This is a genomic window from Halobaculum magnesiiphilum (assembly GCF_019823105.1).
Lineage (GTDB): Archaea > Halobacteriota > Halobacteria > Halobacteriales > Haloferacaceae > Halobaculum > Halobaculum magnesiiphilum.
Genome location: NZ_CP081958.1, coordinates 1523621 through 1540032, shown reverse-complemented (window position 1 = coordinate 1540032; position 16412 = coordinate 1523621). Strand labels below are relative to the sequence as shown.

The window sequence follows — 16412 nt, the reverse complement described above, 5'->3', positions numbered from 1 at the left end:
CGTCTGCCTGGACACGAACCGGATCGGTGACCGGGTCGGCGACCGGCTCGGAGACCCGTTCCGCTATCGGACCGGGTTCTCCGGGCCGCGACCGATGTACTCGGCGGCGAACGCCCGCACGACGTCCTCGTCGTACTCGTCCATCCGGAGGAGGTGGCGCCACGCGGTGAGCGTGTACGGCGCCTGCGGGTCGTCGTAGGGGTTCGGGACGGCGACGAAGCTCTGCCACGTGCCGGTGTGGCTGTTCGCCCACGTCTCCAGCGACGACCGCGCCTCGTCAGTCAGGGCGTCGGGAACGTAGTAGGCGACGATCGCGCCGTGTTCGAGCGTGTGGACGAGATCCCCCATCGTCTGCGGTTCCTCGTAGAACCCCGCCTCGACGACGCCCGAGTAGTGGGGTCCCGAGGTGGGTGGTTGCGTGTCGTACTCGACCTCTGTGCCGCGCTCGACGTGTTCGACGCCCTCGCTGGGGAACGACTCCACGTCCTCGAGGAGTTCGGGGTCGCCGTTCTCCGGCAGCGAGGTGTCGCCGCCGCCGCCGAGACAGCCGGCGAGCGCGGCGACCGCGCCGGCGCCGACGACGCCGAGGGTCCGGCGTCTGGAGAGCGAGGAGCGATCCGCGGGGTCGTGTCCGTCGGTCATACCCGAGGTACGCGGCCGCGAGGATTCAACTGTTGTGGTGTCGTGCTCGCTCCTCGGTCGGTCGTTCTCACTCCCGGCCGGCCGTCCTCACTCCCCGAACCGCTCGTCGTGCAGGCGCGCGAACGCCGCCCGCTCGTCGGCCGCGGTCTCCGCGCCGCGGGCGCCGGCGCGAACGAGCCGCTTCACGGCCGAAAGCGCCCCGGGGTCGTTGTCGGCCACGTCCCGCGCGACGGTCGTCGGGTCCGGGACGACGCGGGAGACGAGCCCCACCGCCCGCGCCTCCTCGGCGTCGACGACCCGCGCCGAGCAGGCGATGTCGAGGGCGACGCCCTCGCCGACGATCCGGGGGAGCCGGGCGGTGCCGCCCCACGCGCCGAACAGCCCGAAGGAGACGCCCGTCTCCGCGAACGTCGCCGCAGGCGTCGCGACCCGGAGGTCACACGCGAGCGCCAGCTCGACGCCGCCGCCGCGGGCCGCGCCGTCGACGCCGGCGATCACGACCGCGTCGGCCGATTCGATCGCGTCGGCGACGCGCTGGCCGTGTTCCGCGAACGCGGCGGGGTCCGCCAGCGACTCGACCACGTCGAGGTCAGCGCCGGCACAGAACGCGGAGCCGGCGCCCCGGAGCAGCACGACCGGCTCGTCGCCCTCGACGACGGCCGCCTCCAGCGCGTCGAGGGCGTCGGGGGTGAGCGCGTTCCGGGCCTCGGGGCGGTCGATCGTCACGGTCCGGTACTCCCCGTCGGCGGCCCGTTCGGCGCGTATCACGGGACGGGATAGCCCCCCGTTTCCAAAGGTCTTTGCGTGTGCCCGGTCTATCGCGTGCCGATGGATGACGCCGCGCGGACTCGGGCCGCCGCGGAGCGGTCGGTCGGCGACGTCGAGCCGGCGGCGCTCCGGAGCGCGCTGACCGACCGCTTCGACGACGCGGAGATGACGCCCGGAGCGCTCACGTTGCTGTCGGCCCGCGCGCTCGACCCCGACGTGGACCTGGCGGGCGTCGAGGACCACGCCGCCGGCGTCCAGCTCATTTACGAGGGCCTGCGGCTCACCCGCGAGCTCTCCCAGACGGAGCCGTGGGCGACCGCGGACCTCGACGCCGCCGGCGACATCGACGCCGACCTCGACGTGCTCGCGGCGGACGTATCCGTCTCGCGCGGCTTCTACCTGCTCGCCCGGACGGCCGCCGCCGGGAAGGCCGTCGAGACGGTCCGGGCGTTCGGGCGGGATCAGACGCTCCGGCGCGACACCGAGCCCGAGGAGGCGGCGGCGCTGGACCGCAACCTGGAGGCCGACGTGTTCGAGCTCGCGGTCGTCGCCGGCACCGCCGCCGTCGGCGCCAGCGCGCCCGCCGACCTGCTGTCGTACGCCGCCGAGCTGGCCGCCGGCGACGACGACCGCATGCCCGCCGTCGGCGCGCTTCCGGACTCGACGGGCGACCGCATCGCCTCCCTCGCCGACGAGGACCGCGTGGCGTCGTCCGCCGACTCCTGACTCGGTCGCGGGCTCCCGGCGTGCCGGCTTTCGGTTCGACCCGGTCGTCGTCCCGTGATACTGCGTGCCCCTCGTGGCGTCTGATCGTAACGCCTAAAGACGACTCCCGGCTATCCCTATTCGCGCCTGGGTAGCTTAGCGGTAAAGCGCGTCCTTGGTAAGGACGAGAGCGCGGGTTCAAATCCCGCCCTAGGCTTCTTCGGTTCTTACACCACCCACAGTCCCGTCCTCACGCCGCCAACGATGCCGTCACTCCTCCGCCGCCGCGAGCCGGGGCACACGCACCGTCACCTCGGTCCCGCCGCCCTCGCGGTCGTCGATCTCGAGGTCGCCGTCGGCCATCTCGGTGCCCCAGGCGATGAGCCACAGGCCGAGGCCGCTGCCGTGGTCCAGCGGCGTCTCGTTGCCCCGTTCGAGGGCGGTCCGTTCGTGGTCGTTGATCCCGGGGCCGTTGTCGGCGACGCGGATCTCGACCGTGTCGTCGGCGCAGGTCGCCCGCACGCGAACCCACGGGTCGTCGTCGTTGTGTTCGGCGGCGTTCTCGACGACGTTGCGCACGACCGACGTGAGCACCGGCGACACCGCGATGTCCGAGCCGTCCCCGCAGCCGCCGTCCGGGGCCATCTCGAGGTCGACCGCGACCGACGGATACTCCTCGCGGACCTCCTCGACGCACTCGTCGAGCACGGTCGACAGCGTCAACGCCCGGCCGGGCTGGCGGCCCCGCTCGAAGATGTCGATCACGTCGCGCGCCTTGTCGCTGATCGCCTCGATGCGCATCGCGCCCTCCTTTACCGCCTCCACGTGGGCGCCCTCGGCGTCCATGAGGTCCGCGTTGCCGTAGATGAGGTTCGTCTCCGTGCGGATGTTGTGCCGGAGCACGCGGTTGAGCACCTCCAGCCGCTGTTGGCGCCGGAGGTGGTCGCTCACGTCGTGAAAGGAGATGACGCCGCCCAGCGAGCGGCCGTGGAAGTCCGCGACCGCGGTCACCGTCGCGTCGTACTGGCGGCTCTGGAGCCCCTCGCCGAGCGTGAGGTGTCGGGAGGCGCGCCCCTCCTCCGGCAGGTGCTCGTATCGGGGGATCACCTCGGCGGCCGGGTCCCCCAGCACGTCCCGCGGGTCGACGTCGAGTATCTCGGCCGCCTGCTCGTTCATGTCGACGACGTAGTCGTGTCTGTCGACGACGACCGCGCCCTCGCGCATGCGCTCGAACACCAGCCGCCGCGCGCGGTGGTTCGCCGACGGGCTCGTCCCGAGCAGCCGAAAGCGGGTGATCGCGCCGAGGTACGCGACGCCCGAGACCGCGAAGAACACCGGCGTCGGGTCGAGGCTCGGAATCGGGACCGCGCCGGCCAGGAACAACACGTTGCTCGCCCACGGCGCGAGCGTTCCGACGAGCAGCCCGAGGCTCTGGCCGCGGAACGGGAGCGAGTCGCTGCGGACCAGCCCCAACAGGGGGATCGACCCGAGCAGGCCGAGCAGGTAGGTGTAGCCCGTGATCACCCAGTACCAGGGGCCGCCGGTCCGGTGGAGCACCGTTCGCCCGGCCTCGGTGACGAGCTCCGTGTCGAGATACAGCAGGTCGTGATACCCGTTCGTCGCCGCGAGCACGACCGTGACGACCGGTACGACCGACAGCAGGCCGACGTACCGCGGCCGGACGTAGTGATCGCGGCCCGTGTACTCCAGCGCGAACAGGAGCCACGCGACCGGGATCACCACCACTCCCACCCACTGGACATCGGAGTAGAACACCTTCCCGGCGAGGGTCCCGGCGCGGTATTCGAAGACGAAGAACACCGACCACCACACCTGTCCGGCCAGCAGGGCAGTCAGCGGGACCGCGCCGGGTTCCTGTCGCTCGCGCCACGCGAGGAGCGCGGCGGTCGTCCCCACGACGACGGTGAGCAGCATCACCGCCGTCAGCGTTCCGGACGGGAGCACGTACCCTCCTGCTCGGGGGAGCACCGTAATAAATTCCGCCGTCGCGCAGCGCGCGACGATCTGACAGATCGACCGACGGCCCGCTTACGCCAGCAGCAGCGGCCCGACCAACGCGGCCGCGACGACGAGGTAGCCGGACTCCGCTGCCAGCGCGAGCGTGTCGCTGTCGACGCGACCGAGCAGCCCCGTGACGACCAGCGAGTACGCCAGGCCCACGCCGAGCGCGAGCGCGGGGCCCGCCCCGAGAACTCCGACCGTCGCCGCGGCGGCCACGATCCCGGCCGTGAGCAGATCGACGCAGTAGAGGATCCGACGCGTCGTCGGCACGCCGAACGCGACCGGCAGCGTCGACACGTCGATCGCGCGGTCGGCCTCGACGTCGCCGACGTTCGGGATCTCGGTGTCGACGAACGACCGGAGCAGGAAGTACGCGAACACGACCGCCGTCGCCGGGGTGACCGCCGCGTCGGTGAACGCGACCGGGAGCGCGGTCAGCGTCGTCGCCCACGCGAGCGCGACGACGAGGGAGTTGACGACGAGCACCTCCTTCAGGCGGCGGAGCCTGGGGGCGAGGCTCGGCACCCAGTCGGCGGCGTACGCCACCCAGAACACGCCGGGGAGCAGCGTCACGGCCAGCGCGACGGGACCGCCCAGCACGGAGATCGCGACCGCGAGCCCGTACGCGGCCGACGCCGACACGTACAGGCTGTCGCGGTGACGCCGGACGAACGCCGCACGGTCGGGGTCGGAGACGGCGTCGGTGTCCACGTCGGCGACCCGGTCGTTCGTGTACACCGCGAACGTCACCAGCCCGACGACCACGGGCGCCGGGTTCGGCGGCAACGACAGCAGCACCATCGCGATCGCCACCTCGGCCATCGCGATCGCCGCCAGATACGCGGAACTGTACACGAGCGCGTTGCCGGCGCGCTCGCCGTACGTGGTCAGCAGCTCGACGATCCGACCCGATCTCCCGGTCGCGTCGTGTCCGTCCGACGCGTAGTTTGATTCGTGGGACATGTGTGTTCGACGGAGTGGCCGGCGGATGGACGCCGGCGGACCCTTGGGGGTACCACCACCTCACTATCATAAAAATTCTGGTGTATGTGACACTGAATTGAGTCAGCCCCCGACCGTATAGAAATCGCTGGCGATAGCTGAGGTATTTAAGCGTTCGCCGGGGCGGCGAACCGGGGACGGCTCGGAGCAGCAGACCGGTCAGTCGCTCGGGCAGAAGTCGGGAACGGGGTCGACGGGCGGCGGGTCGGCGTCGACCTCAGTCGTCGAACCCGGTACCCGTCGCGGCGTCGGGAACCTCGTTTCTCACCACGTCGAGGCCGAGTTCCTCGATGGCGGCCTCCATGTGCTCGTCGTCGACGTAGTTCGCGCCGGCGGCGACGCGCTTCGACTGCGCGAGCGCCATCACCTCGCCGCGGCGGTCGTCGGGGAGCTCGTACTTGTCGACGACGAGCTCGATGGTGAGCCCGTTGTGGTCGCGGGTGTACAGCGAGTGGAACGCGCCGCGGTCGAACTCGCTGTAGCGGTGCCCGTGCTCGGAGAGCGACTCCTTGATCTCGGGCAGCTCCTCGGCGTCGATGGAGAAGGCGAGGTGGTGGACCGCGCCGACGCCGGGGCGCTGGCCGGGGGCGTTATCCCGGCTCTCCTCGACGAAGAACGTGATGATGCGGCCGTCGCCGCTGTCGAAGAACAGGTGCGTCACCTCCGGCGCGTCGAGGTTCGGCTGGCGCATCACCAGCGGCATCCCGAGCACGTCGCGGTAGAACGCCACCGTCGCCTCCTCGTTGCTCCCGATGAGCGTGATGTGGTCGGTGCCGGTCGTCCGCAGCACGCTGTCCTCGGGGCGCTCGGCGGTCACGGGGACGTCCGACTGGTCGGCGGGAACCTCGCCGTCGATGTCGTCTCTGGCCATACTCCCGGTACGTCCTCGGGCCACTTAGCCGCTCGCTGACATCGGTGTCACCCGCTACTCCACACGCCCCTCGCCGCCGGTCCCGCTCTCGTCGTCGCGGTCGCGGCCGTCGGCCGTCCCGTCCGCGTCGTCCGCGGACTCGCCAGCTTCGTCGACGCCGACGCGGCCGCGGCTCACGCCCGTCTCAAGCTCCCGCACGGCGTTCGTCCGTTCGTCGCCCGTGTCGCCGGCGTCGCCGGTGTTCTCGGTGCCCGCGGGCTCGAACAGCGCGACGTTCGCTTCCTCGTGTGCGACCGGGCGGTGCTCGACGCCCGCGGGGACGACCAGCAGCTCGCCGGCCGACAGGGTCGCCGTCGGCTCCTCGCGGAACTCGATGTCCAGCGGGCCGCCCTCGATAACCCAGAACAGCTCGTCCGCGTCGGGGTGGCTGTGCCAGACGAACTCGCCGTCGAGGCGGGCGAGCTTCACCGCCTGTCCGTTCAACTCCGCCGCCAGCCGCGGCGACCACGGCTCCTCGACGGAGTCGAAGCCCTCCGCGAGGGATACTTTCTCCATGCCGGACCCTGAGTACCGCCCGGAGAAAAGCCGTCGCCCCGACGCCGCTCCGTCGGCCCGTCGCCGATCCATGGGCCTACCGCAGGTCCTCGATCAGCGTCTCCGGAACCGCCGCGAGCACGGGATCGGGCGCGGCAGCGACGATGCGCTCGCCCGCGTCGACCAGCCGCCGCCGAACGAGGGCGTACACCGCGGAGACGACGAGGAGCCCTCCGATCGCCCAGCGCGCCGGCCCGTCGAGCGCCGCCAGCGCGGGAAGCGCGAGCGCGACCCCGAGCAGGAAGTCCTCCGGGGCGCCGTCGTAGCGCACCCACCGGCGGGGTGCGTGCCACCGCCCGCGGAGGTGCTCGTACACCGCCCGGTCGCCGGTCGCCTCCCACGGCCGGAGGGTGAGGTCGCCGCCGACGATGTCCGAGACGGCGTGCACCGCCGCCGCGACGAGGAAGGTCGCGAGCGACAGCGTCGCCGGCGACGGGGCGACCGCCGCCGCCGCGACCGCGACCGCGGCCGCGACGGTGCCGTACGCGGGGAAGTGGAGGTCCTTCCGGTGGTCGCCGAGCAGGTCGAGGTCGGGCGCCAGTCCGCCCACCGCCCCCGCGAGGACGACCGGGCCGGCCTCCGGCGCGAGCGCGACCGTCCCGAGCCCGACGGCCACGCCCGCGAGGACGTGGGTCGTCGCCATCATGGGCGATCCGAGGCGACGAGGCCGGAAAAGCCGGCCGTGATCCGTGCTACCGTCCCGCCTCCGCGACCGCGGCGGCGCCGAATCGGCGATAGCGCTTTGTGCTATGCCGTGGCATACCACTGCATGAAGATCGTCATCGTGGGGTACGGTCGGGTCGGGTCCCGGACCGCCCGGGTCCTCGACGAGGAGGGACACGACGTGGTCGTCGTCGACAACGACCACACGAAAGTCGAGCGCGCGCGCGAGCGCGGCTTCCGGGTCATCGAGGGCGACGGGTCGAACCCGTCGGTGCTCGCCGACGCGGGCGTCGCCGACAGCGACGCCGTCGGCGGGATCACGGGCGACCCGAAGCTGAACTTCGACATCTGCATGGAGGCGAAGGAGCTGGGCGACTGCCGGACGGTGATGCGCGTCTCCGAGGACTTCCACGAGGAGATCTACGACGAGTTCGAGCGCGCCGTCGACGAGATCATCTACCCCGAGCGACTCGGCGCCGCGGGCGCGAAGACCGCCATGCTCGGCGGGGACTTCAACGCCATCGGCGACCTCACCGAGCGCCTCCAACTCGTGACGATCGCGGTCGACGACGACGCCCCCGTGATCGGCGGGCACGTCAACGAGCTCTCGGTCGACGGCGGGCGGGTGTACGCGCACGGCCGCGCGAGAGAGCCGCTGACGATCCCGTTGCCCGGCACCACCGTCGAGTCCGGCGACCGGATCGCCGTGCTCGCCGAGACCGAGCGCGTCGGCGACGTGCGCGCGGCGCTGCTGGGCGAGTGAGCACATCGGGGAGCGTGTGGGGAAAGAGGCAGGGCGATGCCCTGGCAGGCGTGATCGGGGGGCCGCGAGCCTGCGACGCGGATACCGGGCCGAGCGTGTGCGGCGCGCGAGGCCGGCCCGTCGCCGTCGGCGTCCCGCAGTCGACGGTCGGGACGGTGCGTACGGTCCCGCGCCCGTTGGACGGGTCCGACCGCCCCACTATAAAGCCGCGTCAGACGTGAGCGGTCCGTCAGACGCCCGTACGACCCGATTTCGGCGGATGCGCCGCGATCGGGCCCCGCGCCGTTTCGCCGATCGACGGGAACGCTCTTGACGCGGGCTGTCGACGCATCCCACATGCACGGAACCGGACCGCCGCTCGTCACGCCCTTCGACGCCGACGGAGCCCTCGACGAGGCCGCCCTGCGCGACCTCGTCGGCTGGGTCGAAGATCGCGGGGTCGACTTCCTCGTCCCCTGCGGGTCGAACAGCGAGGCCGAGCTCATGACCGCCGAGGAGCGAACCCGGACGATCGAGGTCGTCGCCGAGGAGGCCTCGGTGCCGGTGCTCGCGGGCACGGGCAGCCCCGGGAAGCGCGAGACGCTGGCTGCGACCGACGCCGCCGCCGACGCGGGCGCCGACGCCGCGCTCGTGGTCACGCCGTTCTACTACGGCCACGACCAGGCGACCCTGGAGGCGTACTACCGCGAGGTCGCCGACGAGTCGCCGGTCCCGGTGTACCTCTACTCGGTGCCGGTCTTCACCGACGTGACGCTGGAGCCGGAGACGGTCGGCCGCCTCGCCGAGCACCCGAACGTCGCGGGCATGAAGGACTCCTCGGGGGACATCGGGGCGTTCCAGCGCACGCTCGACCGGACCGCCGACGCCGACTTCGATCTCGTGGTCGGCGCGGGCGGCGTCCTGGGGCAGGCGCTCGCGGCCGGCGGAACCGGCGGCGTGCTCGCGCTCGCCAATGTCGCCCCGGAGGCGACGACGGCGATCTACGAGGCGCACGCGGCCGGCGACGACGAGTGCGCCCGCGAACTCACCGCCGCCTGCGTCGAGTTGAACCACGCGATCACCGCCGAGTACGGCATCCCCGGGCTGAAGTACGCGATGCGCCGGCGCGGGGCGCCCGCCGGACACGCCCGTTCGCCCCACCGCCCGATCGACGCGGAGGCGAAGGCGGCGCTCGACGACCACCTCGCGGACTTCGAGGACCTGCGCGGCGACCTCTGAGGCGGCGCCGGCCGCGAACCCCCCGGAGGCGGCGCCGGTCCCGCACTCCCCAGGCTACACCTCCCGCTACTCCTTCCGGTCGTCCCCGTCGTCGTCGGCGTTCGTGCGGGTCGCCCGCGTCGCCGTCGCCTTGAACGAGGCGACCACCTCGCTCCCCTCGCGCAGGCCCAGCCGGTCCGCGCTGTCGACCGTGATCAGCGCCGAAAGCGGCTCGCCGGCGCCCACGTCGATCCGGACCTCGACGACCGCGTCGCCGCGCTCGACCGCCGCGGCGACGCCCGGGAACCGGTTCCTTGCGCTCGTCGCGTCGGGCGAGGGCGTCCCGCTCGGCTCGTGCAGCGTCACGGCGTCGGCGCGGACGCTCACCTGCACCGCGTCGCCGTCGGCCGGCTCCGGGTCGCCCACGGCGAGCGCCCGCAGCGGCCCGGCGTCGGTGTCGACGACCGCGAGCTCGCCCTCGCGTCCCGTCACGGTCCCGTCGAACACCGACTCCGCGGCGCCGGCGGTGCCCGCCAGCGCGGCCGTCAGCCGCTCGAAGCGCGCCAACAGCGACTCGGCGTTCCCGGTCAGGCTGCTCCCGCCGCCGTCGGCGCCGCCGCGGCGCCGGTCGACCAGGTCGCCGAAGGCCGACTCCAGCGCCTCCAACCGCGAGAGCGCCCGCGCCCGCGACCGGCCCAGGTCGCTCGCGGCGCCGCTGACCGACCCCGCGGCCGCGATGGCGCGCAACAACGCGGCGTCACGCCCGTCGAACGTCGCCTCGCCGGCGGTGAGACTCGCCTCGAACCCCGCGGTCCCCTCGTCGCCGTTCGGCCCCGCCGCCCCGTTCGACCCCGTCGCGCCGTTCGATCCCATCGGCCTCGGGTTCGGCGACCCGTGTGAAAACCGTTGCGCGCGCCGTCCGCCAGCCGTTCGCGGGTGCGCGCTCAGACACGAAACGGTGACCCGTTTCGAATCAGCGGTATCCGCCTTCGGGGTAACTGGTTCCCACAGCTATATGTGTCCGTGAGCGATCGTTGTTCCTATGTCGAAACAACGGAACGACGGGCACGACGGAACGGCCAGCAGGCGGGCGTTCCTGGCGGCGGCGGCGACGGGCGTCACCGGCGCGCTCGCGGGCTGTGCGGGCATCGGCGGGGGACAGGAGGAGGCGGCCGGCGTCGCCGGCGAGACGCTGACGCTCACGACGACGACGAGCACGTACGACACGGGGCTGCTCGACGCGATCCACCCGGACTTCGAGGAGATGTACGGCGTATCCGTCGACGCGGTCGCGCAGGGGACGGGCGCAGCCCTCGAGACGGCGCGAAACGGCGACTCGGACGTGGTGATGGTCCACGCCCGCGGGCTCGAGGACGAGTTCATGCGCAACGGCTACGGGATCAACCGCCGCGACCTCATGTTCAACGACTTCGTGATCGTCGGGCCGGAGAGCGACCCCGCCGGGATCCAGGGCATGGGCTCGGCGACCGAGGCGCTGACCGCCATCGCCGAGGCGGAGGCGCCGTTCGTCTCCCGCGGGGACAACTCCGGCACCCACACGAAGGAGCTCAACCTCTGGGAGGCCGCCGGGACCGAGCCGGGCGGCGACTGGTACCAGGAGACCGGCACCGGGATGGGCGAGGCGCTGAACATCGCCAACCAGCAGGACGCGTACACGCTCTCGGACCGCGGGACGTTCATCTCCCAGCGCTCGGAGCTCGACCTCGTGATCCTGGTGCAGGGCCCCATCGGGGGCGGCCCGGAGATCCTCGCGAACCCGTACGGCATCATGGCGGTCAACCCGGGCGTCCACGAGAACGCAAACTACGACCTCGCGATGGCGTACATCGGCTGGATCACCAGTCCCGAAACGCAGGAGGCCATCTCGGAGTACCAGGTCAACGGGGAGCAGCTGTTCTTCCCGAGGGCGGTCTCCGAGGACCCCGACTTCCAGCAGTACGTTCCGGAAGGCTGGAGTAGCAACTCGACCGACGGGTGATCATGCCGCTCGATACGGTCGCACAGCTGGTCCCGGCCGTCGCCGGGCTCCCGTTCGAGGAGGGGTACGTTTCGAGCGTCATCTTCGTCTCGCTGTACGTGAGCCTCATCGCGGTGACGCTGAGCACGCTGTTCAGCATCCCGGTCGCGCTGGTGATGGGGTTCACCGACTTCCCCGGCCAGCAGTTCGTGAAGTCGGTGATCAACACGGGAATGGGCTTCCCCAGCGTCGTCGTCGGCCTGCTCGTGCTGTTCGCCGTCTCGAATCAGGGGCCGCTCGGCACGTTCGACCTCATCTTCACCAAGCAGGCGATGATCATGTCGCAGTTCGTGCTCGCGACGCCGCCGATCACGGCGATCAGCCTCGCCGCCATCACCGGCGTGAGCGGGAACGTCCGCGACGCCGCACACGCCCTCGGCGGCACCCGGATCGACGTGGCGCTGGTGGTGATCAAGGAGGCGCGATACGGGATCGCGACGGCGGTCCTCGCCGGGTTCGGCCGGGCCATCAGCGAGGTCGGCTCCGTCCTCATCGTCGGCGGGAACATCACCAGCGCCGACGGGATCTCGAAGACCCGGACGCTGACGACCGCCATCCAACTGGAGGCCCGGCAGGGACAGTACGGCACCGCGATGGTGCTGGGCGCGGTCCTGGTGGCCCTCGTGCTGCTGGTCAACGCGATCGTCGTCCGGCTCGGCTCCGACGGGGTGTCGGGACGGTGATCAGACTCTCGCACGTCTCGAAGTCGTACGGCGACGAGGTCGTCGTCGACGACGCGTCGCTGTCGGTCGAACCGGGGGAGGTCGTCGCGATCATCGGCCCGTCGGGCGTCGGGAAGACGACCCTGCTGCGGATGCTCGCGCTGTTCCTCCGCCCGGACGAGGGAACCGTCGAGCTCGACGGAACCTCGGTCTGGGAGGCTGACGAGGACACTCGCCTGGAACTCCGCCGGCGGGTCGGCATGGTGTTTCAGGAGGCGAGCCTGTTCGACGCCTCCGTCGCCCGGAACGTCGAGTACGGGCTGCGGATCCGCCGGGGGTGGGACGACCGGCTCCGCGACGGGCTCCGGTCGATCCTGGGGTCGAACGGGACGCCCGAGGCCGTCGAGGGGGCCCTCGACGTGGTGGGACTCGACGACAAGCTCGGCCAGGAGGCCGACTCGCTGTCGGGCGGCGAGGCCCAGCGGGTGTCGTTCGCGCGGGCGCTCGCGTACGACCCGACGTACCTGCTGCTCGACGAACCGACCTCCGACCTCGACCCGCGCAACACCGGACTGATCGAGGAGGCGATCAGCGAGGCCCGCGACCGCGGCCTCGGCGTCGTCGTCGCGACCCACGACATGCACCAGGCCGAACGGATCGCCGACCGCGTCGGCGTCCTGCTCGGGGACGGATTCACCGAGGTCGGTCCGACCGAGACGATCTTCGAGGACCCGAGCGACGAGCGCACCCGGAAGTTCATCTCCGGGGAACTGGTGTACTGACCCCGATCGAACTCGAACGACGTGACGTAACTCTTCACGGTTATCGAACACGTTCGGTGTAGGGCAGATCGGTTTCCGGACACTCTCAAGTACGTCGCCGGCGACCTTCGATCGTGGCGATCTCGGAGCGGCTGGCGACCGACTACGGGGTTCGCTTCGACGCCGGCGAGTGGACCGGCGCGTTGGGGGATTCGGTTACGGTCCTCCCCATAGTCGTCGGGCTGGCCGCGCTGACCCCCGTCTCGCTGTCGCACGCGCTGTTGTTCTTCGGTATTTTCCAGGTCGTGTGGGGGCTCGTCTACGGGCTTCCCCTCTCGGTGGAGCCGATGAAGGCGCTCGCGGGGCTGGCGCTGGCGGGCACGGTCACCGCCGGCGAGTACGTCGCCGCGGGCCTCCTTGCGGGCGTCGTCCTCCTCCTCGCGGCGGCGACGGGTGCCCTCGGGCGAATCCAACGCTACGTGAGCGAGCCGGTGATCCGCGGCATCCAGCTGGCGGTCGCGCTGTTGCTCGTCCGCTCGGGGCTCGATCTGGGGCTGGCGAACCCGACGCTCGCGCTCGTCGCCGCCGGCGTCGCGGGCGTCGTCGCGCTGGCGGGATTCCGCCGGGGCGCGGCGCTGGCGGTGCTTGGCGTCGGGCTCGCGCTCGCGGTCGCCGACGCCGGGGTTCCCGCCGCCGACCTGCCCGCGCTCGCGGTCTTCCCGGCGGCCGCGCCCGCGGTCACGACGAACGCGCTGTCGGCGACAACGGGGCAACTCGCGATGACCGTCGGCAACGCCGCCGTCGCGACGAGCCTCCTGCTGTCGGATCTGTTCGACGCCGATGTCTCGGCCGACCGGCTCTCGGGGAGCATGGGCGCGATGTGTCTCTCGGCGATCCCGCTGGGCGGGATCCCGATGTGTCACGGCTCGGGCGGGCTCGCGGGCAAACACGCCTTCGGCGCCCGCACCGGCGGCGCGAACCTCGTGCTCGGGGGGCTGTACCTCGCGGCCGTCCCGTTCGCGGGCGTCGTCGCCGCCTTCCCGATGGCCGTGCTCGGCGTCCTGCTCGTCGTCGTCTCGGTCCACCTCGGCCGCCGCGCGGTCGACGTGGACGGCCGCCGCGCGCTCGCGCTGGTCGCGCTCGTCGGCTGCGTCGGCCTCCTGTGGAACGTCGGCGCGGCGTTCCTCGTCGGTCTCGTCGCCGACGCGGCCCGCAAGCGGCTCGCGGCGGCGTGAGCGCGACCCGCGCCGAACGACCCGGCTTTTTGCCACGCGCCACCGCGGTTCCGGTATGGAGACGTGGGCCGCGCTGTTCGAGCGGGCGGGGACGTTCGGCGTCGACGAGGCCGAGATCCGGTCGGCGCTCGCGACACGCAGGGAGCGGAAGCGAGCCAGCGACGGCACGGGCGACGGCGCCGATGACATCGTCGGCGACGATGCCGACGTCGGTGACCGCGACGACGACCCGTCGCCGGACCCACCGAGCGACGACCCCTCGCCCGCCCGCGTCGTCGCCGACGCGGACGTGCTCGCGGCGGATCTGCTGGTCGGCGGCGACGCTCGCGACGCGCTCGATGGCCTCCGAAGCCACTCGTGGACGACCCTCGTCGCCAGCGACGAGCTCGTCGCCGACGCACAAGCGGTGATCGCCGACCTCGCGGAGTCCGATCTCGCGGCCGACTGGCGTGAGAAGGCCGAGGCCTGGCGAGACCCCGTGACTCAGCCGTCGGGCGATCACCCCGCGCTGGCGTCGGCGTACCGCGGGGGCGCGATGCACGTGCTGTCGTTCGACGAGCGGCTCACCGCCCCCGGCGCGGGCGCGGGACTCACCGATCGCTTCCCGGTGAGCGTGCGCGACCCGCGGGCGTTCGCGGTGTTGTTCGACGCGGAGAAGCTGTATCCGGAGGTCGCGGCGGGGGAGTATCCGGGACCGGACAGCGATCCGCGGGCGTGATCGTCACTCGCTAATTCGGGGCCAAATTATTTGACGTCCGCCGACCTCAGATCAGGTATGTCGGGTGTCGAAGACGAGACGACGGTCAACGACAGTTTCTCGGTGACGGTGCCGGCCGCAGTTCGACGCGAGGCCGGGATCGAGGCGGGCGACAAGATCAGGTGGCGCGTCGGCGACGACGGCGAGTTGTCGATCGAAGTCGTCAAACAGCGGTACGGAGCCTTTTCGTCGCTTGACCCGGTCGACACGGGAGCCGAAACCGACGTGGCCGAGGACCACGACCTCGTGGTCGGGGACTCGTAGTGCCGCGGGTCGCCGTCGATTCGAACGTCGTCATCGCGGCGCGACTCTCCCGCGATCAGAACCACGACCGAGCGGTTCCGATCGTCGGCGCCGTCGATCGCGGCGAGCTTCCGACCGCCTACGTTCCGAGCGATGTCCTCGTCGAAGTGTGCAACTACATCCGAGCGAAGGCCACACACGATGCCGCGGTGGCGACGCTCGACGCGCTCGTCGAGAGCGGGGGCTTCGAACTCGCGTACACGCCGAAGGCGGATCTCGACGCGGGTCGATCGCTGTTCCGGCGCCACGAGGGGCTCTCGCTTACCGATTCAGTGATCGCCGCATCGATGCGTCGCGAGGGTATCGAGTTCCTCTATTCCTTCGATGACGACTTCGACGCGGTCGAAGATATCACGCGGCTCACGACGGCCGAAAATCCGTTCGAATGACCGCTCGCAGGTTCGTCGCCGTGGTATGAGCGCTGACTACTCGGCGTCGGGCGCGTCGACGCCGTCCGGCGGCGTGAGGTCGCGCTGGAACTCGTCGAAGTCGTCGAGGTCGTCGGGCAGGTCGTACTCGATCGCTCGCTCCTCGGCGCGGTTCGTCAGCTTGTCCTCGACGGGGTCGGCGACGGACTCCCAGCCGGGCTTCACGCGGATGCTCCGGGCGGGGGACCCGACCGCGATGTGGTGGTCCGGCACGTCGCCCTGGACGGTGGCTTTCGCGCCGACGACGGCGTTCTTCCCGACGCGGCAGCCGGCGGAGACCATCGAGTCGTAGGTGACGCGGGCGTCGTCGTCGACGACGGTGTGGTAGTTGTCGACGTGCGTCTGGTCGACGATGTCGTGGTCGTGGCTGTAGATGTGCGCCGAATCCGAGATGGAGACGCGGTCGCCGATCGTGAGCTTCCCGCGGTCGTCGAGATGCACGTCGTCGTGGACGACGGTGTTGTCGCCGATCTCGATGTTGTGGCCGTAGGTGAACGTGATCCCCTTGAACAGCCGGAGATCGTCGCCGGCGTCGGCGAACAGGTGGTTCGCGAGCATCTGCCGGAAGCGCAGCGCGAACGCGATGTTATCCGCCATCGGCGTCGCGTCGAACTGACGCCACAGCCACTGGAGGTGCTTCGAGCGCGTGAACCGGTCCTCGTCCTTCTCGGCGTAGTACTCCGACTCCAGCGTCGCGTTACACGGATCGTATCCCTGGAGCCGCACCCGCTCGGCGGGCGTCACGTCGCCGCCGGCCTGCCATCGCTCGTATGCGTCGCGGTCGCCGAACAGGTCCACGAGCGTGTCGCGGACGACCTCGCAGGTGTCCTCCCCCGACGAGAGTCGGTCGTCCACCTGCTCGATGAAGGCCGTGACCCCCTCGTCCGCCTCGTCCGGGAGGGACACGTGGCGCTTGGTCATACCGCCACGATTGGCCGCGACGAGTCAAAGGGGTTCGGATATGCGAAGTCGGCGCCATTCCGCGGCGCACGCGCCACCGT

18 protein-coding genes, 1 tRNA gene and 1 pseudogene are annotated in these 16412 nt (G+C 71.5%); 11 read left to right on the top strand and 9 right to left on the bottom strand.

Translation table 11 applies throughout. The annotated features are described in order from the left end of the window. Window positions 1–63 precede the first annotated feature (63 nt). Complete coding sequence (locus tag K6T50_RS07800) at window positions 64–642, bottom strand: thioredoxin-like domain-containing protein (protein ID WP_222606076.1); 579 nt, start codon at window positions 640–642, stop codon at window positions 64–66. Between the two features lie 87 nt (window positions 643–729). Continuing rightward, complete coding sequence (locus K6T50_RS07795; RefSeq protein ID WP_225935285.1) at window positions 730–1410, bottom strand: enoyl-CoA hydratase/isomerase family protein; 681 nt, start codon at window positions 1408–1410, stop codon at window positions 730–732. 60 nt (window positions 1411–1470) lie between these two features. Between K6T50_RS07795 and K6T50_RS07790 the strand changes: the two genes are divergently transcribed. After that, the gene (locus K6T50_RS07790) at window positions 1471–2136 is read left to right on the top strand and encodes a DUF7114 family protein (protein WP_222606075.1); all 666 of its coding nucleotides are present in this window, start codon (window positions 1471–1473) and stop codon (window positions 2134–2136) included. Window positions 2137–2260: 124 nt separating this feature from the next. Next, a tRNA-Thr gene (locus tag K6T50_RS07785) sits at window positions 2261–2332 on the top strand. Between the two features lie 53 nt (window positions 2333–2385). Here the strand turns inward: K6T50_RS07785 and K6T50_RS07780 are convergent. The 5 genes and pseudogenes from K6T50_RS07780 to K6T50_RS07760 all read right to left on the bottom strand — a co-directional run bounded on the left by K6T50_RS07780 (window position 2386) and on the right by K6T50_RS07760 (window position 7250). Further along, complete coding sequence (locus K6T50_RS07780; protein ID WP_222606074.1) at window positions 2386–4080, bottom strand: histidine kinase N-terminal 7TM domain-containing protein; 1695 nt, start codon at window positions 4078–4080, stop codon at window positions 2386–2388. A gap of 84 nt (window positions 4081–4164) precedes the next feature. Further along, window positions 4165–5100 carry a UbiA family prenyltransferase gene (locus K6T50_RS07775; RefSeq protein ID WP_222606073.1) on the bottom strand — a complete coding sequence of 312 codons (936 nt, stop codon included), beginning with the start codon at window positions 5098–5100 and terminating at the stop codon, window positions 4165–4167. A 256-nt stretch (window positions 5101–5356) separates the two neighbouring features. Next, window positions 5357–6010, bottom strand: a complete 654-nt coding sequence (locus K6T50_RS07770; protein WP_222606072.1) for a VOC family protein — start codon at window positions 6008–6010, stop codon at window positions 5357–5359. Between the two features lie 183 nt (window positions 6011–6193). Next, window positions 6194–6565, bottom strand: a pseudogene (locus K6T50_RS18910) (cupin domain-containing protein); the annotation flags it as partial. Window positions 6566–6641: 76 nt separating this feature from the next. Continuing rightward, a complete protein-coding gene (locus K6T50_RS07760; protein ID WP_222606070.1) occupies window positions 6642–7250 on the bottom strand; it encodes a metal-dependent hydrolase in 609 nt (202 codons plus the stop codon). Window positions 7251–7373: 123 nt separating this feature from the next. Between K6T50_RS07760 and K6T50_RS07755 the strand changes: the two genes are divergently transcribed. Next, complete coding sequence (locus K6T50_RS07755; protein ID WP_222606069.1) at window positions 7374–8030, top strand: potassium channel family protein; 657 nt, start codon at window positions 7374–7376, stop codon at window positions 8028–8030. Between the two features lie 336 nt (window positions 8031–8366). Continuing rightward, window positions 8367–9248, top strand: a complete 882-nt coding sequence (locus K6T50_RS07750; protein WP_222606068.1) for a dihydrodipicolinate synthase family protein — start codon at window positions 8367–8369, stop codon at window positions 9246–9248. A 66-nt stretch (window positions 9249–9314) separates the two neighbouring features. On the opposite strand, the gene K6T50_RS07745 is transcribed toward K6T50_RS07750, so the two are convergent. Next, entirely contained in the window at window positions 9315–10100 is a 786-nt protein-coding gene (locus K6T50_RS07745) for a TOBE domain-containing protein (RefSeq protein WP_222606067.1), read from the bottom strand. Window positions 10101–10269: 169 nt separating this feature from the next. Between K6T50_RS07745 and K6T50_RS07740 the strand changes: the two genes are divergently transcribed. The 7 genes from K6T50_RS07740 (at window position 10270) to K6T50_RS07710 (ending at window position 15372) form a co-directional block, all read left to right on the top strand. After that, window positions 10270–11226 carry an ABC transporter substrate-binding protein gene (locus K6T50_RS07740; protein ID WP_222606066.1) on the top strand — a complete coding sequence of 319 codons (957 nt, stop codon included), beginning with the start codon at window positions 10270–10272 and terminating at the stop codon, window positions 11224–11226. Window positions 11227–11228: 2 nt separating this feature from the next. Beyond that, window positions 11229–11948, top strand: coding sequence for an ABC transporter permease (locus K6T50_RS07735; RefSeq protein WP_222606065.1), 720 nt, complete (start codon window positions 11229–11231; stop codon window positions 11946–11948). Beyond that, the gene (locus K6T50_RS07730; protein ID WP_222606064.1) at window positions 11945–12709 is read left to right on the top strand and encodes an amino acid ABC transporter ATP-binding protein; all 765 of its coding nucleotides are present in this window, start codon (window positions 11945–11947) and stop codon (window positions 12707–12709) included. The genes K6T50_RS07735 and K6T50_RS07730 overlap by 4 nt, the downstream gene beginning before the upstream one ends. A 113-nt stretch (window positions 12710–12822) precedes the next feature. Continuing rightward, window positions 12823–13923 carry a putative sulfate/molybdate transporter gene (locus K6T50_RS07725; protein WP_225935284.1) on the top strand — a complete coding sequence of 367 codons (1101 nt, stop codon included), beginning with the start codon at window positions 12823–12825 and terminating at the stop codon, window positions 13921–13923. Between the two features lie 55 nt (window positions 13924–13978). Continuing rightward, on the top strand, window positions 13979–14641 hold the full coding sequence (locus K6T50_RS07720) for a DUF7384 family protein (RefSeq protein ID WP_222606063.1): 663 nt from the start codon (window positions 13979–13981) through the stop codon (window positions 14639–14641). A 57-nt stretch (window positions 14642–14698) separates the two neighbouring features. Then, entirely contained in the window at window positions 14699–14944 is a 246-nt protein-coding gene (locus K6T50_RS07715) for an AbrB/MazE/SpoVT family DNA-binding domain-containing protein (RefSeq protein ID WP_222606062.1), read from the top strand. Next, on the top strand, window positions 14944–15372 hold the full coding sequence (locus tag K6T50_RS07710; protein ID WP_222606061.1) for a type II toxin-antitoxin system VapC family toxin: 429 nt from the start codon (window positions 14944–14946) through the stop codon (window positions 15370–15372). The genes K6T50_RS07715 and K6T50_RS07710 overlap by 1 nt, the downstream gene beginning before the upstream one ends. Before the next feature lie 36 nt (window positions 15373–15408). Here K6T50_RS07710 and K6T50_RS07705 read toward each other — a convergent pair whose 3' ends face one another. Then, window positions 15409–16332: an acyltransferase gene (locus tag K6T50_RS07705; RefSeq protein WP_222606060.1), complete on the bottom strand. Its 924-nt coding sequence runs from the start codon at window positions 16330–16332 to the stop codon at window positions 15409–15411. Window positions 16333–16412 lie beyond the last annotated feature (80 nt).

Bases quoted from the DNA above. Each gene is read 5' to 3' on its own strand.
- K6T50_RS07800 (WP_222606076.1), bottom strand. From the start codon at position 642: ATGACCGACGGACACGACCCCGCGGATCGCTCCTCGCTCTCCAGACGC.
- K6T50_RS07790 (WP_222606075.1), top strand. From the start codon at position 1,471: ATGGATGACGCCGCGCGGACTCGGGCCGCCGCGGAGCGGTCGGTCGGC.
- K6T50_RS07775 (WP_222606073.1), bottom strand. From the start codon at position 5,100: ATGTCCCACGAATCAAACTACGCGTCGGACGGACACGACGCGACCGGG.
- K6T50_RS07770 (WP_222606072.1), bottom strand. From the start codon at position 6,010: ATGGCCAGAGACGACATCGACGGCGAGGTTCCCGCCGACCAGTCGGAC.
- K6T50_RS07760 (WP_222606070.1), bottom strand. From the start codon at position 7,250: ATGATGGCGACGACCCACGTCCTCGCGGGCGTGGCCGTCGGGCTCGGG.
- K6T50_RS07755 (WP_222606069.1), top strand. From the start codon at position 7,374: ATGAAGATCGTCATCGTGGGGTACGGTCGGGTCGGGTCCCGGACCGCC.
- K6T50_RS07750 (WP_222606068.1), top strand. From the start codon at position 8,367: ATGCACGGAACCGGACCGCCGCTCGTCACGCCCTTCGACGCCGACGGA.
- K6T50_RS07745 (WP_222606067.1), bottom strand. From the start codon at position 10,100: ATGGGATCGAACGGCGCGACGGGGTCGAACGGGGCGGCGGGGCCGAAC.
- K6T50_RS07740 (WP_222606066.1), top strand. From the start codon at position 10,270: ATGTCGAAACAACGGAACGACGGGCACGACGGAACGGCCAGCAGGCGG.
- K6T50_RS07735 (WP_222606065.1), top strand. From the start codon at position 11,229: ATGCCGCTCGATACGGTCGCACAGCTGGTCCCGGCCGTCGCCGGGCTC.
- K6T50_RS07720 (WP_222606063.1), top strand. From the start codon at position 13,979: ATGGAGACGTGGGCCGCGCTGTTCGAGCGGGCGGGGACGTTCGGCGTC.
- K6T50_RS07715 (WP_222606062.1), top strand. From the start codon at position 14,699: ATGTCGGGTGTCGAAGACGAGACGACGGTCAACGACAGTTTCTCGGTG.
- K6T50_RS07705 (WP_222606060.1), bottom strand. From the start codon at position 16,332: ATGACCAAGCGCCACGTGTCCCTCCCGGACGAGGCGGACGAGGGGGTC.